This is a genomic window from Rhodococcus koreensis, assembly GCF_900105905.1.
Classification (GTDB): domain Bacteria; phylum Actinomycetota; class Actinomycetes; order Mycobacteriales; family Mycobacteriaceae; genus Rhodococcus_F; species Rhodococcus_F koreensis.
The window spans coordinates 8837644-8852470 of record NZ_FNSV01000005.1; the positions used below are offsets into that span (position 1 = coordinate 8837644).

The 14827-nt window shown below is 65.9% G+C and carries 14 protein-coding genes and 2 pseudogenes; 11 read left to right on the top strand and 5 right to left on the bottom strand.

Annotated elements, in window-relative coordinates; all coding sequences use genetic code 11:
* The first annotated feature begins 91 nt into the window (after positions 1-91).
* The 9 genes and pseudogenes from BLV94_RS44945 to BLV94_RS44985 all read left to right on the top strand — a co-directional run bounded on the left by BLV94_RS44945 (position 92) and on the right by BLV94_RS44985 (position 7069).
* Positions 92-1141: an alcohol dehydrogenase catalytic domain-containing protein gene (locus BLV94_RS44945; RefSeq protein ID WP_072943293.1), complete on the top strand. Its 1050-nt coding sequence runs from the start codon at positions 92-94 to the stop codon at positions 1139-1141.
* A gap of 21 nt (positions 1142-1162) precedes the next feature.
* Positions 1163-1828, top strand: a pseudogene (locus BLV94_RS44950) (MFS transporter); the annotation flags it as partial.
* A 10-nt stretch (positions 1829-1838) separates the two neighbouring features.
* Positions 1839-2981, top strand: a complete 1143-nt coding sequence (locus BLV94_RS44955) for an RNA-guided endonuclease InsQ/TnpB family protein (RefSeq protein WP_072943294.1) — start codon at positions 1839-1841, stop codon at positions 2979-2981.
* 58 nt (positions 2982-3039) lie between these two features.
* On the top strand, positions 3040-3687 hold the full coding sequence (locus BLV94_RS44960; RefSeq protein WP_255314982.1) for an MFS transporter: 648 nt from the start codon (positions 3040-3042) through the stop codon (positions 3685-3687).
* Positions 3684-4568 (top strand): aldo/keto reductase, encoded by an 885-nt coding sequence (locus tag BLV94_RS44965; protein ID WP_072943296.1) that lies wholly within the window; start codon positions 3684-3686, stop codon positions 4566-4568. The genes BLV94_RS44960 and BLV94_RS44965 overlap by 4 nt, the downstream gene beginning before the upstream one ends.
* A 56-nt stretch (positions 4569-4624) precedes the next feature.
* On the top strand, positions 4625-5383 hold the full coding sequence (locus BLV94_RS44970) for an arsenate reductase/protein-tyrosine-phosphatase family protein (RefSeq protein WP_072943298.1): 759 nt from the start codon (positions 4625-4627) through the stop codon (positions 5381-5383).
* Between the two features lie 16 nt (positions 5384-5399).
* Positions 5400-5780, top strand: a complete 381-nt coding sequence (locus BLV94_RS44975) for a VOC family protein (protein WP_072943353.1) — start codon at positions 5400-5402, stop codon at positions 5778-5780.
* Between the two features lie 111 nt (positions 5781-5891).
* A complete protein-coding gene (locus tag BLV94_RS44980; RefSeq protein WP_072943300.1) occupies positions 5892-6623 on the top strand; it encodes a thioesterase II family protein in 732 nt (243 codons plus the stop codon).
* A gap of 116 nt (positions 6624-6739) precedes the next feature.
* Positions 6740-7069: a VOC family protein gene (locus BLV94_RS44985; protein WP_072943302.1), complete on the top strand. Its 330-nt coding sequence runs from the start codon at positions 6740-6742 to the stop codon at positions 7067-7069.
* A 146-nt stretch (positions 7070-7215) separates the two neighbouring features.
* Here the strand turns inward: BLV94_RS44985 and BLV94_RS44990 are convergent, their stop codons facing one another.
* The 3 genes and pseudogenes from BLV94_RS44990 to BLV94_RS45000 all read right to left on the bottom strand — a co-directional run bounded on the left by BLV94_RS44990 (position 7216) and on the right by BLV94_RS45000 (position 10829).
* Complete coding sequence (locus tag BLV94_RS44990) at positions 7216-8406, bottom strand: acyl-CoA dehydrogenase family protein (protein WP_072943304.1); 1191 nt, start codon at positions 8404-8406, stop codon at positions 7216-7218.
* A 221-nt stretch (positions 8407-8627) separates the two neighbouring features.
* Positions 8628-9281, bottom strand: a complete 654-nt coding sequence (locus BLV94_RS44995) for a DUF305 domain-containing protein (RefSeq protein ID WP_072943306.1) — start codon at positions 9279-9281, stop codon at positions 8628-8630.
* Positions 9271-10829: pseudogene (locus tag BLV94_RS45000) on the bottom strand (LVIVD repeat-containing protein). Before BLV94_RS45000 ends, BLV94_RS44995 begins: the two are co-directional and overlap by 11 nt.
* Positions 10830-10987: 158 nt before the next feature.
* On the opposite strand from BLV94_RS45000, the gene BLV94_RS45005 reads away from it, so the two are divergent.
* Positions 10988-11902 (top strand): exodeoxyribonuclease III, encoded by a 915-nt coding sequence (locus BLV94_RS45005; protein WP_072943308.1) that lies wholly within the window; start codon positions 10988-10990, stop codon positions 11900-11902.
* Between the two features lie 38 nt (positions 11903-11940).
* Here the strand turns inward: BLV94_RS45005 and BLV94_RS45010 are convergent, their stop codons facing one another.
* Positions 11941-12258: a hypothetical protein gene (locus BLV94_RS45010; RefSeq protein WP_072943354.1), complete on the bottom strand. Its 318-nt coding sequence runs from the start codon at positions 12256-12258 to the stop codon at positions 11941-11943.
* Between the two features lie 129 nt (positions 12259-12387).
* Positions 12388-13302, bottom strand: coding sequence for a hypothetical protein (locus BLV94_RS45015; protein ID WP_072943310.1), 915 nt, complete (start codon positions 13300-13302; stop codon positions 12388-12390).
* 247 nt (positions 13303-13549) lie between these two features.
* Between BLV94_RS45015 and BLV94_RS45020 the strand changes: the two genes are divergently transcribed.
* Entirely contained in the window at positions 13550-14827 is a 1278-nt protein-coding gene (locus tag BLV94_RS45020; RefSeq protein WP_072943312.1) for a sensor histidine kinase, read from the top strand.

Sequence of the window (14827 nt, forward strand, 5' to 3'; positions counted from 1 at the left end):
TAGGTAGTAACCGCTGGGTGTGGGAGGTACTGGCAGTACCTGGAACGTCCGTGACTCCCCGGACGACCCGAATAGAGGTCGACTGGAAGGCATGAAAGCGACGTACATGTTCGGAGCGGGCGATGTCCGCGTCATCGATGTCCCTGATCACACCATCCAATCGTCCACCGACGCTCTCGTACGGATCGTGCGGGCCTGCGTCTGTGGCAGTGACCTGCATCCCTACCACTCCATGGGTGTCGACCCTGCGGGCACGTCGATGGGGCACGAGTTCATCGGTGTCGTCGAAGCGGTCGGTTCGGACGTGCGGACGGTGCGGGTCGGTGACTTCGTCATCGCGCCGTTCGCGGTGTCGTGTGGCACCTGTGTGTTCTGTGCCCAGGGTCTGCAGACCTCATGCGTGCGCGGCGGGTTCTGGAACGACGCCGCGCTGGGTACGGCGGGTGGTCAGGCCGAAGCAGTCCGCGTGCCGCTGGCCGACGGCACGCTGGTCACGGCGCCGGTCTGCGAGGACGACGACGATGCGCTGCTCGACTCCTTGTTGACGTTGTCGGATGTGTACGGCACCGGCTGGCATGCTGCGGTCCGCGGAGGCGTCGGCGAGGGCAGTGTCGTGACCGTGATCGGTGACGGGGCGGTGGGATTGCTGGCGGTGCTGTCGGCTCGCCAACTCGGCGCCGAGCAGATCGTGTTGATGGGTCGGCACCAGGTGCGGACCGATCTCGGTCGCGAGTTCGGTGCAACCGATGTGGTCGCCGAGCGCGGCGAGGAGGGCATCGCGAGGGTTCGCGAGCTGACCGGCGGACTGGGCAGCGCGATCGTCCTCGAGGCGGTCGGTCACCGGCCCGCCTACGACCAGGCGGTGGGCGTCGTCCGCGCGGGCGGAGTGATCAGTCGGGTGGGGGTGCCTCAGTACGAGGACGCACCGGTCGGGTTCGGGAGCCTGTTCGGACCGAACGTCACGCTGACCGGTGGTCCGGCGCCGGTGCGCGCGTATATCGAGCGCCTACTTCCGGCGGTCCTGGAGGGCACCGTGCAGCCGGGGAGGGTGTTCGACCGGACCGTCGGCCTGGATCAGACGCCGCTGGGGTACGCCGCGATGGACGCCCGGGAAGCGCTCAAGGTTGCGGTCCGGCCGTGACGACCGCGGTTTCCGGTCGGGCTCGCGCTTTTCGGTGCCGCTCCCTTGCTCGTCGGGCTGGCGCCGGCGGGATGGTGGATGATCGCCTCCCGTGCGGTGCAGGGAATCGGTGCGGCGATCGTCGCACCGACCTCGTTGGCGTTGATCACGACCTATTTCGACGGCGAGGCCCGCAATCGAGCGATCGCCTGGTACGCCGTAACGGCCGGTATCGGTGCCAGCCTCGGTCTCCTCGTCGGGGGTGCGCTCACCGAGTGGGTCTCCTGGCGAGCGGCGTTCCTGGTCAACGTCCCGATCGCGGTCGCGTTGATAGCGTGGTCCGGCACGGTGCTCGTGGAAACACCACGTCGAACGGGGCAGTTCGATGTGATCGGTGCGCTCGCTGCCACACTGGGCATGGGCGCCGTCATCTTCGGGATCATCGAATCCGCCGACGCTGGATGGGGATCGGCCCGGGTGCAGGCTGCTCTGGTCGTCGGGGTGGTCCTGCTGGTTGCGCTGATCGTCCACGAGGGGCGGGTGCGGCAGCCGATCCTGCCCCTGCGGTTGTTCTACGGTCGCGAACGCAGCGGCGCCTACACCGCTCGGCTGCTCTACCTCGGGGCGATGATCCTTGAGTCTTTCGGCGCAAACCCGGTCCTTCAGGTCCGGGATGGCCGATCTGGTTTTGTCGGACTGTGGGGCTAGTGTCTGGGTCATGGCGGGGAGGGTGGTGAAGCGGGCGTTCAAGTTTCGTTTCTATCCGTCTGCGGTGCAGGCGGAACAGCTTGCTCGGACGTTCGGGTGCACCCGGTATGTCTACAACCGGGCGTTGGCGGAGCGGTCGCGGGCGTGGTCGCAGGAGCGGCGGCGGGTGACCTATGCGGATACCTCGAAGATGCTCACCGGATGGAAGCGGGATGCCGAGACGGAGTGGTTGGCGGAGCCGTCGAAGGGGCCGTTGCAGGAGTCTCTGCGGCAGTTGCAGGGTGCGTTCGAGAGGTTCTGGCGCAAGCAGACCGGCTACCCGCAGTTCAAGAGGAAGGGGCGGTCGAAGGATTCGGCGACCTACTATTCGAACTGCTTCACCTACCGCGGCGGGCAGCTCCGGTTGGCCAAGCAGTCCGAACCCCTGGATATTCGGTGGTCGAGGCCGCTGCCGGAGGGGGCGGTGCCGTCGCAGGTGACGGTGTCGCGTAATGCTCGTGGTCAGTACCATGTTTCGATCCTCGTCGAGGACACGATCAGCGAGCTCGAGCCGGTCGATCGGGTGGTCGGGCTCGATGCCGGGATCACGAGCCTGTACACGCTGTCGACGGGGGAGAAGATCACCAACCCGCGCCACGAGCGCAGGGATCGTGCGCGGTTGGCGAAGGCGCAGCGGATGCTGGCCAGGAAGCAGAAGGGATCGCGGAACCGGGCCAAGGCCCGACTGAAGGTCGCGAAGATTCATGGTCGGATCGCTGATCGGCGCCGCGATTATCTGCACACACTCTCCACTCGTTTGGTGCGCGAAAACCAAGTGATCGCCATCGAGGATCTGAGTGTGCGGAACATGGTGAAGATTCGGTCGTTGTCTCGGGTGATCTCGGATGCGGGGTGGTCGGAGTTCCGGTCGATGCTCGAGTACAAGGCCGAGTGGTACGGGCGGCGGGTGGTGGCGGTCGATCGGTTCTGTCCGTCGTCGAAGACCTGCTCGGTGTGTGGGGAGGTCGCGTCGGCGATGCCGCTGAACGTGCGGGAGTGGACGTGCCGATGCGGCGTCGTCCATGACCGGGATGTGAACGCGGCGAAGAATATTTTGGCCGTCGGACTGACGGTGGCAGCCTGCGGAGACGGTGTGAGACCGCCCCGCACATAACGTGTGGGGTGGCGACTGTCGGTGAAACAGGAACCTCGGGACGCGAGTCTGGAGGGGAATCTCGGTCGTTCACGGCCGAGAAGAAGTCAACGGGTTCTTCTACTTCACCCAATTGCTGCAGGACGGGTTCGGTTTCTCCCCACTGCAAGCCGGCCTCGGGTTTCTGCCGATGACCCTCGTCAACTTCGCCGTCGCACTCGCGGTGCCCCGGCTGAGCGCCCGGCTGTCGAACGGGATTCTGCTCGCCACCGGGACCGCGCTGACCCTGGCCGGCATGGCATGGCTGAGCCGCATCGGCGCACTCGATGCATATCTCGCAGACGTTGCGCTGCCGATGATCCTGGTGGGCGCTGGGCAGGGCCTGGCGTTCGGGCCGCTGACGAACGCAGGAGTCGCCGGTGTGGACTCGGCGGACGCCGGCGCGGCCTCCGGACTGGTCAACACGGCCCACCAACTCGGGATGGCACTCGGTCTGGGCATCCTCGTCGCACTCTCGGCGAACGCAGGCGGCGCCCTCGACCGGCCGGCAGCGGTGACCGACCACGTCGGCGCCGCCCTCACCGGCAGCGCCATTCTGCTCGTGCTCGCGTTGGCCGTCGTGCTCACGGTGATCGTGCCCGCCGCACGACAAAGCACTGCGGGTCCGGGCACCTCGTCCGACAAACACACTCAGCACCCTGTGACCGACCCCAAGGTTGAAGCATGACCATCCCACTACTGACACTGAACAATGAAACAACCATGCCGGCACTGGGTTTCGGTGTGTTCCAGACGCCGCCCGATGCCACGATTACCGCGGTCGAGGCGGCGCTGCAAACCGGATACCAGCACATCGACACCGCTGCTGCCTATCAGAACGAACGCGAGGTCGGCGAAGCCATACGCCGCTCGGGCGTCGATCGCGCGGACGTCTTCATCGAGACCAAGATCTGGATTACCGATTACGGCTACGACGCGACCCTGCACGCCTTCGGCAAGAGCGCCCGCAAACTCGGAGTCGGCCAAATCGACCTGCTGATACTGCACCAGGCGCTACCCGGCGAATTCACCCTCACCATCGAGGCCTACAAGGCACTCGAGACGCTGCTCGCGGACGGCCGCGTCCGCGCCATCGGTGTCAGCAACTTCATGCCCGACCACCTCACGCGACTGCGTGACGAAACATCCGTGGTGCCGGCGATCAACCAAATCGAGGTGCACCCGTACTTCCGGCAATCCGACGTGCTCACCGCCAACGCCGAACACGGAATCGTGTCCCAGGCATGGTCGCCGATCGGTGGTATCACCTTCTACCGCGACGGTTCCCACGGCTCCACTCTCGACGACCCCACCATCAAGAGCATCGCAGCGGCGCACGGCAAGTCGCCGGCCCAGGCGATGCTGCGGTGGCACCTGCAGCAGGGCCGCCAGGTGATCCCGAAGTCGGTCACCCCGTCGCGTATCACCGAGAACTTCGACGTCTTCGACTTCGATCTCACCGAGGACCAACTTGCCGCGATCGACGCTCTCGACACCGGTGTGCGCGGCGGTCCGGAGCCCGACCACATCACCCGCGAGACATTCGGTCTCGAAATTTCCGAAGCCTGAGGAATCTCATCGGATACATCAAACTCATTTGATGTATCTGGTGGTAGTCTGGTGTTGTGGTGTTGGTGCGTCAACCAGTCCCGTCGTTCGTGCAGCTGGCTGCTCATCCGTTGCGGTGGCAGCTGATGGCAGCGCTGTCCGGCGGCGATTACCGGGTCCGGGAGATGGTGACTCTGCTGGGTGAGTCGCAGAACCTCATCTCCTACCACCTGCGCCTGCTGCGGGACGGCGGGCTGGTGAGGGCTACCCGCAGCAGCTTCGACGGCCGCGACAGCTACTACCACCTGGATCTGGACTGCTGTGCCGAGATGCTGACCGGTGCGGGCGCCGCGCTGCACCCGGCGCTCGGGTTGATTCCTACTGCCCCGCAGTTCGATTCGCAGGCACCTGCGTCGGTGCTGTTCGTGTGTACCGGTAACAGTGCCCGTTCCGTGATCGCGGAAGCTCTGCTGCGGCAGCGTACCAACGGCCGGGTCGAAGCACGCAGTGCAGGCACCCGCCCTCAACCGATAATGCACCCGAATGCGGTGCGGGTGCTGCGAGAAGAGTTCGGGATCGACATCTCCGGCCAGAATCCCCGCCACCTGGACGCACTCGCAGACCACCGGTTCGACACGGTAATCACCCTGTGCGACAAGGCTCGTGAAGTCTGTCCGGAGTTCGGTGAGGGCACGCGCTGGATCCACTGGAGCATCCCCGACCCGTCGGAGGCAGGCGGCACCGACGAGGACACCTACCCGGCCTTCCAGGCGACCGCCGCCGACATCGACACCCGCATCCGGTACCTGGTGCCGAACCTCACCACCGAAACGTGAAAAGGAGCTTGCGATGATGACCCCACGCGACGACTACGTCAGCGTCCGCTACCTGGTCGACGATGTGCCCGCAGCCATCGACTTCTACACCCGCCACCTCGGCTTCACCCTGCACACAAATCCTGCGCCGGCCTTCGCCGACGTGATACGCGGCTCGCTGAGGCTCCTGCTGTCGGGGCCGGCCAGTTCGGGGGCTCGCGCAACCCCGGCCGACAATGCCGGTGCGGGGAGAAACCGCATTCACCTCATCGTCGGCGACCTCGACGCCGAAATCGCCCGCTTGCGTGATGCCGGTGTCGCGTTTCGCAGCGATGTGGTCGCCGGTCCGGGCGGGCGTCAGATCCTGATCGCCGACCCGGCAGGCAACCTGATCGAACTGTTCCAGCCCGTCGCCTGAGGAGCCGGCGACATCGGCTGCCCGGCTACGTCTCGCCGATCGCGCACGAGGCGACGCGCTACCGTGAACGCCGTCCACCGTGATCTCGACAACGGGGAGTGCTGAGCGAAGATGTGGATCAGGTGTTTCCAAGAATCCCCGAACGCATCCGGGGTGCTGCTGTGCTTTCCGCATGGTGGTGGTACGGCGAGCGCCTATCGACAGTTGGCCGAGGCACTGTTCCCGCGGATCGAGTTGCTGGCGGTGCAGTATCCGGGTCGGCAGGATCGCCTCAGCGACGAGATGATGTCCGACGTCGGCGCTATCGCGGAGCAGGTTGTGCGCGAGTCGACTCCGCCCGCGGGTAGGCGCCTCGGAGTGTTCGGTCACAGCATGGGTGCAACGATTGCGTTCGAGGCGGCGCGGCGTTTCGAGCAGCGAGGTCAGGCGCTCGCAGCATTGTTCGTCTCTGGTCGAACAGCACCGAGTGTCGTCCAGCCGACGGCGTTGCACTTGGCAAGCGATCAGGCCTTGCTCGACGACATGCGCCGGCTCGGGGGTGCGGACTCCAATGTGGTGCAGATACTGGTCGAGAACCCCGACCTTGCAGAGCTGGTGCTGCCGAGCGTGCGTAACGACTACAAGGCCGTGGAGACCTACAGGTACAAATCCGGGCCGGACGTGTCATGTCCGATCATTGCCCTTCGCGGCGACGCCGACCCATCGGTGACCGACGCCGACATCCGGCTCTGGAGCGAATTCACGACCGGGACCTTCGACACCTGCGAATTCTCCGGCGGCCATTTCTATATCGATGACCACGCGAACGAGATCGCTTCCCTGGTCGGCTCGCGGTTCAACTGAGCCGGACGAACAGGCAGCAGACCGATCAGGAATAAAGAAGCGCCGGTCCCAGGACTGCCCTTAGCGTGGACACCGAGCGGTCGCCGACGCGGCCGCCGGACCCTGAGGAGACGAGTATGAGTGCCACGATCCGCAGCCTGGTGATTCCGGTGTCCGACCTGGACGCCGCGAAGGCGGTCTACACCGCGCTGCTCGGCGAACCGCACACCGACCAGCCCTATTATGTCGGATACAACGTCGACGGCTTCGAGGTCGCTCTGAATCCAGGCGAGGAAGGCGGGGGACCGGTGGCCTTCGCCGACGTCGAGGATCTCGATGCGAGCCGCGCGACCCTGCTCGCGGCAGGTGCGACCGAGCGGAGCGCCCCGCGCCAGATCGCCCCGGAGGCGCGAGTGTGCGTGCTTGCCGACGCTGACGGCAACCCGATCGGTCTGCGCGGCAAGTAGCAGTCGGCGTGGCCGGGACCGCCACTGTATTCCGCGGTCCCGGCCGTTATCGCTGGATCATGGGTGACGCCCGAATCGGCTGGTGGACACGGCGTTCGCTCAGTCGACGCCGGTACATCGAGAGGGCACCAGATCCAGCACCACGATTACCTTGCGGCGCCCAGCAGTTCGTCGGAGATGATCCGCATCTGGATCTCGCTGGTGCCCTCGAAGATCTTCGTCAACCGGGCATCGCGCCAGTGCCGCTCCACCTGGAAGTCGGTGGTATACCCGGCACCGCCGTGAATCTGCACGGCCTCACTGGTCACCCGCTCGGCCATCTCCGTCGCCACCAGCTTGCACATCGACGCCTCCAACGAGCACCGACGGCCGGTGTCGATATCGGTGGCCACCGCATACATCAACTGCCGCGCCGCCTCGATGTCGGCGGCCATCGTCGCGATCTTGAACCGCAGATGCTGGAAGTCGGCCAACTCGTGCCCGAACTGACGGCGGGTGTGCAGGTACGCGATCGAATCCTCCAACGCCGCCCGGGCCAGACCGATCGCCCGGGCCGCGGTGTGCGCCCGCCCGACCTCGAGACCGGAGACCGCCAGGTAGAAACCCTTGCCCTCCTCGCCGAGCATCGCGGACGCGGGCACCCGGAAGCCGTCGAACGACAACTCCCACGTGCTCCACCCGAAATACCCGATCTTGCGGATCTTCGTCCCGCTGATCCCTTCGGGGAAGCCTCCGCGCTGCTTCTCGATCAGGAACGCGCTGATCCCGCGGTGCGGTTTCGCGGGATCCTTGTTCGGGTCGGTGCGCGCGAACAGCACCAGGTAGTCGGCCTCGTCGGCGTAGGTGCACCACATCTTCGTGCCGCTGATCACCCAGTCGTCGCCGTCGCGGGTCGCGCGGCAGGAGATGTTCGCGACGTCCGAGCCGGCCTCGGCCTCGGACAACGCGTACGCGCCGAGGTACTCACCGCGGGCCACCTTCGGCAGCAGCGCCGCCTCCTGCTCCGCGGTGAAGCCGCCGCCCATCCCGTTGCCGCGGGCCAGCAGCCCGGACACACTCATCCACGCCCGCGACAACTCCTCCGCGACCAGGCAGTACTCGAACACGCCGAGGCCGAGACCGCCGTGCTCCTCGGGGATCATGATCCCGAAGAACCCGACCTCGGCCATCGCCTTCTTCAACGTGTCCGGGATCGTGCCCTGCACCGGATCCAACTCGTTCGCGACCGGCAGCACCTGCGTCATCGCGAACTCGCGAGCCAGGTCCCGGATCGCCAGGCGGTCCTCGGTGAGATACCGCGGTGAATCTGTCCGTGGCTGCGACGGCCGATGCGTCATGAAGGCTCCTTCGGTTTTGCACAAGGCTACATCTATTTGTGCGGCCAAATCTAGACCCCATCGGCGATACTGTCATTCCCTCTACTGCAAGCAAGGTCGCGCATCTGAGAAGGCTGCGATTGACATGAACGCTACTCGTGAGGGAATGTGGCCGTACAAAACCTTCGACAGGCCCTCCGCCGACCTGCCGCCACGATCGAGTGGATCGGCCTAGGGGCGGCCTAGGGGTGGGGGAGTGGATTCGCGTCCCTGGCGCCGAGTAGTGCTGTCATCACAGCGATCTCGTTGCTCTGATCGCGGATCATCCCGCGTGCGACGCGGCGGATCGGTTCCGAGGCGACCGCGTGGATGGCTGCCTCAGCCATCTCGACGCCTCCCTGGTGGTGCCGGATCATGAGTTGCAGGAAGAGTGACTCCGCGTCTGCTCCGTGCAGGCCGGCAAGGCGGGTGATCTCGCTGGTGCTTGCAGTTCCCGGCATTGGTGCGCCGCCCTGTTCGCTCATGACGTGATCGGAACCGTGCATCCACTGCATCGGCCGCGCTGTGGTGAAGGGTTCGTCGAAGAGATTGAGCCAGCCGCGCATCGTCGCGATCTCGGAAGTCTGCGCGGCGACGATCTGGTCGGCGATGACCCGGATCTGCGGGTCGACGTCCCGCGGCAGTGTCTGGGCGATCAGCACCGCTTGCTCGTGGTGCACCGACATGTCCTGTGCGAAACCGACGTCGGCCGGGGACAGCTGAACCCCGACGACGCCGGTGTTGCGCGCCGACTGCAGCCACATTCCGGCTGCAATCCCGCCGGCACCGAGCAGCACGGCGCACAGCAATAGAATGATGGGACGGCGGAATGGCGACCGCCGCATGTCACTGCCCATAGGTCGGAGCCTGATTCGCCGGTGCTTGATAGACGGAGTTGTCCAACTGCAGCGCCATGAAACCGTTGTCGCTGCACGAGGTCCAGATCTGGTTGCCGTGGAATTCCGGTGGCGAGAAGCACCAATCCGCGGACAGGTCGCCGAACGCCACCATTCCTGCGCGTGGGCCGAACGCGATCCGCGGATCCGTCTTGCCCTCGAAGACGGCGCGGGCGAGCGGAACGAAATCGAAGAGGGACACACCGATCAGCGACGACAGAGCGTGTGGTGAATTGGTCAGCTGGAGATTCTTGCCGGTCTGCGCCGGCGGGTTGTAGTAGGCGACCTCCCGGATGTGGCCGAGGTCGCGGATGTCGAACACACGGATCCCGGACGACTCCCAGGAACACGCGAGTGCGGTCGGGTCCGCGGGGCGGTCGACCACGCAGTAGTGCGGATCGTAGGAGAAGACCGAGCCGCCTTGCGAGGACCGAAGGTTCGCGGCGGTGTTGGCGGGAAGCTGGATCTCGAGCTTGATCTTCTGCACGATGTCGGCGTGCGCCGGGTCGGCGACGTCGAAGACCTTGATTCCACCGCCGCCCGTTTCGTCGACGGTGAAGATGTAGGGCTTTCCGTCGTACGTGACCGGAATGCTGTGCTGGTTGAAGAACCCGTCGGTCCACAGGTACGTGGCGAGTTGCGGGACGGTGGGATACGGTTCGCCGCGTTGGACAGCGCTGATGTCGAGGACGGTGATCCCACCGAGGTTGGACAGGTACATCCGGTTCCCGTCGGGGGTGATGCCGAAACCGTGCCCGCCGAGTCCGTGCAATCCCTGCCAGATGATCCGTGGCTCGGCCGGGTTTCGGATGTCGATGGCGCTGAGGAACCCCGGGGCGGGTCCGGACACCCAGTAGGTGTTGCCGTCGGGGGAGAAGCCGCCTTCATGCGAGATGAACGGCAGCGGCATGGTGACATCGGTCCCGGCACCTCGGTTCAGCAACCGGGGGTGGGCGCAGTCGGAAATGTCGTAGACGGAGAAGTAGCCGGTGCCTGCGGCGGCCGGGACCGCGGTGGCTGCGAGCAACTTGCGTGCCTTGTTGACCTTCAAACTCTCCCAGGTGCCACCCAGCATCGCGGGTTCGTTCAGGGTCGTGGACAGCACCGGCTGCGCGGGGTTCGACACGTCGAGTACCTGCACGCCGGGTGTGTCGGGGTCGAGCAGGTTCCCGGGGAAGAACGTGCTGGTGTAGGAGCAGTGGTCGTAGGTCACCGACAGCAGGCCACCACCGCGATCCTGCAGGCCCCGAGCAGCGACATGTTGCATCGATAACCCTGGGTGCTTCGTCCGCTGTTGCGGTCTTCGGCCGGAACGTCGCCCTGCATACCCGTCTCCGGCAGCGAACCGGGACCGCAGTCGGCCCGCGGGACGGCCGTCGACCCGACGTCGTTGAAGAAGAACGTCTCGGCCGACGCGACGGCGGGTGCGGGGCTCGTCGCGACCCCGAGGACGACCGACACGGCAAGGGCTGAGGTAGCCACACCTCGCCGCATTCTGGCGATCCGCATCACCAACTCCCCCCGACGGTGGGCTCGACTACGCGAACGCTAGCAATCAGTACTCCAGTTCACACACAAATCGGCCAACTCCGCGAAACCCGTGTGCGGGCGGGCGACTGTCCCGCCGGAGTGGGGGCGGAGTGGGACGGATCCCTACACTGTGTCCCGTGCGAATCGCGACCTTCAACATCAACGGGATCCGCGCGGCGCAGCGGCGCGGCTTCGAGGACTGGCTCGGCGAGCGTGAACCCGACGTCGTCGCGCTGCAGGAGGTCCGCGCTCGTGCCGCCGCCATCCCGCCGGGGGTGTTCGGCCGGTATCACCTCGCATACGACGAGGGCGAGTTCGCCGGCCGCAACGGTGTCGCGATCCTCACTCGATGCGCACCCATCGCGGTTCGAACGTGGAGCGGCACGGCGCTGGTGCAGGCACCGGGTGAAACGCATATCGAGAGAGTCGAACTGGAGCCGGAGCCGTTGGCTCGGGGTCTGGGGGAGTTCGCGAACCATGGTCGGTACATCGAGGTCGACCTCGCCGAGTCGCCGATCACCGTCGTCTCGATGTATCTGCCGAAGGGCGGCCTGCCTGCCCATCTCCAGAAGCCCGGGCGGATGCGGGAGGCCCCCGACGGGGGCGTCCGCTACGACCGCAAGATGCGCTTTCTCTCCGCGTTCGCGCGCCAGCTGACCCGCTCGCGCCGCACGGCTCGCGCGCGGGGCAGAGAACTGCTGTTGATGGGTGACCTCAACATTGCGCACACCCGGTACGACGTACGGAACTGGCGGCGCAGCAATCAGGCCGAGGGCTATCTGCCGGAGGAGCGCGAGTGGTTCGACTCCATCGTGTCGCCGCGCACCCTCGTCGACGTCGTCCGGCGACACCATCCGGACGTCGACGGTCCCTACTCGTGGTGGTCGTGGCTGGGACAGTCGTTCGTGAACGATGTCGGGTGGCGCATCGACTACCACCTCGCGACGCCGCAACTGGCGCGGACGGCGGTCACGGCCGGCACCGACCGGGACCCGGCGGCGGATCGCCGGATGAGCGATCACGCGCCGGTCGTCGTCGACTACGAATTCTGAGCTGCGCCGGTCACCTCGTTCGCCGTGAGGCCGGAGGCTCAGGTGGTCAGCTTCATGGACAGGAAGGCCAGGGTTGCCCCGAACTCCCGGATCTGGCTGGGCTGGTCCGGCCGGCATGCCCAGGTGATCAGGTCTCGATCGGCGACCAGGTCGGCGGCGCGCCGACGGGACTCTTCGGGGTCGGGCGGTGTCGCCCGAAGCGCATCACCCAGCCGGCTCAGGGGTTCGACGAGCGGGATGAGCTCGGAAGGCGGGCGGTTCTCCGGTGTGAAAACCAGCTGAGCGCTCTTGATCACCGTCATCGCCGCGAGCCACGAACCTTCCCAGGTACCGGCCTGGTCATTCGGTGGGTGCATGGCGCCAGCGTAGACATCGGGGTACGAGTCTCGCTGGGACTTCATCGGCCTGCCCCCCGATCGCACCGAATGTTGCTTCCGCAACCGCACGGACGATCGACTCATCGGCGATGGGTGCGCACGGGCCTTCTACGGCTGTGCGACGACGGTGTTTCCGTTGTCGTCGGTGCAGTTGATCGTGTAGCCGATCTCCGCCGATTCCGGGTCTCCCGCGAGGCGGCATTCCCACCCGTCGAAGCTGTACACCGGTTCACTCTTGTCGCGTCCCGTGAAGTACTTCGTGAGCATCGTGTGCGCCTCGTCGCACCGGAGTGTCCCCTTCACGATGACCACGGTCGCGGGCTTTCCCGTCTCCGGGTAGGTAACGGGGCCACACTGATTCGATCCGCGGGCCTGCTGGGGAAGCGGTGCGGCGGTGGGCGCGATCGGTGGTGGGGTTACGCTGGGAATGCTCACCGGCAGCGGCGTGAATTCAAATTTGTACCCGTTCGTGGCGACGGTAAAGCCCTTGCCCGTCGCATCCTCCCGGCACGAGACTCCCGAGAACTGCACATTGCAACTGAATCCGTCGACCGCGAGGGTGGTGTCATAGGGGAGGACATTGGCGTTGCCGGGAAAGAGTGCCTCATTCCAGTTCTGGAAGTTCGGCTCCTTCCCCGCCTCGACTGCGATGAGGTCGGCCTCGGCGGGCGGGCCGCCGTCCGGCGACGCGATCTGCGGGGTTCCCGGGACTCCCAAAGGCCCCGCGGTGGGATGCGAAGCGCATCCGGCGAGCTTCTTGTCGGGAATGATCGCACACAACCATTTTCCCGACGGCGTGACGAAGCCGAACGCGTCGCTCTCCGGGTCGCTCGACGCGTACTGCTTCGCATCGACGCCGTTGACGGCCGGTTCGGCTGACGGTGGCTCACTCGAGGCGCTCGGTGCGACGGACTCGGTGCCGTCGGTCGACGACGCATCCTGGGTGCAGGCAGCGAGAAGAAGAGACGAGGCACCGGCGATCGAGGCCAGAGCCACCGCGGACCGCCGTCGAATCCTGGTCATGCGTCACACCCCTTTCGGTTCGGTCCGCGGGACCGATCGCCTGAGATGTTCCCACGAATACCGGGGTGTCGCGTCGCATCGACGGATCGGCCCCGAACACTCCTGGTGGTGGGCGAGCGGGCGTGGGCCGTCGATCCCGCGGTTCGAAAACGTGACGGTGCTAGAATTCTGGGGCATTGTCGCAGGTCCAGCAGTTGATGTACCCCGGATCTTCCTGTCGGAGTCGCCCGGCCGAGGAGGCCGTTCCATGGCTGAGTCATCGGTATTACCCGCGGATCTCGGCGGCAGCCCGGATCTCGAACGCATCGTCCTCGAACACGCGTATCGCGGCGCGCACCTGCAAGTCGCACTGCGTGGTGTGCTTGCGCTCTTCATCGCGTTGACACTGCTGTTCGTCCCGCCCATGAACGATGCGAATGTGTGCCTGGCGATCCTGACCGGCGACGCATTCTGGACCGTCGGGCTCGCGCTGTGGACCCGCCGAGGAGGTCCGGGTCCGGTGAACGCGATGTGGCTCGCCCTGTTCGTGGACCTTGCGGTCATCGGTAGCCTCACACTGTTGACCGGTATTGCGGCGCAACAGAGTTGGACCGCCGACATCTTGACCAACGGACTGTTCGTGATCCCGTTACTGGCCTGCACTCAGCTACGCCCGGGTGTCTGCGCCTCCGTGGTCGTGCCCACGGTGCTGGTGTTCCTCGCCGCCAGTTGGGCCACGATGGCGTCGAACGAGGAACCGTGGTCGTCCATCCTGCTCAGCACGATGGCACTTGCCATCCTCTCGGCGGGCGCAGTCGTGCTCAGTAGAATTCAACGATCCAGGGTGCTCACCATCGGTCACCTCGTCCACGACCGCACCGCCCTGCTCGCGGAGTTGATGGGCCTCGAACAGCGCGAACGACGTGCGTTGTCCGAGCAACTCCACGACGGGGCGCTGCAATTCGTGCTTGCCGCGAAGATGGATCTCGACGACCTCACCGGCGGCGCCGATCCGGAGGCCGTCGATCGCATCACCCACGCACTCACCGAATCCGCGTCTCTGTTGAGGGCCACCGTCTCGGAACTCCATCCCACGGTGCTCGATCGCGTCGGACTTGCCCGTGCTCTCGGCGACATCGTCCGGTCCGCCCAGGCGCGCGGCGGTTTCGACGTGGATCTCCAGACCGTGGAATGGGACGACGACTTACGCACCTCGGCCGACGACGTGCTGTTCAGCGCCGCACGCGAATTGCTCAGCAACGTGGTCAAGCACGCGAGAGCACGCACCGTCCGGGTCGAACTGACTCGGACGGGTGAGCATGCGGTCCTCGACGTCACCGACGACGGATGCGGCATCTCCCGTGAAGCGATCGACCGCAGTCTCAGCCGAGGGCACATCGGACTCACGTCGCACGAACTCCGCGTCGTCGCGGCCGGCGGCAGCTTCTCCGTCCGCCCGGGACCACGTGCGGGGACGGTTGCCCACATCGAGATGCCGTTCGAGGTCGTGACAGCGTCCGATTCCCTCACGATCTCGGCGCACTAG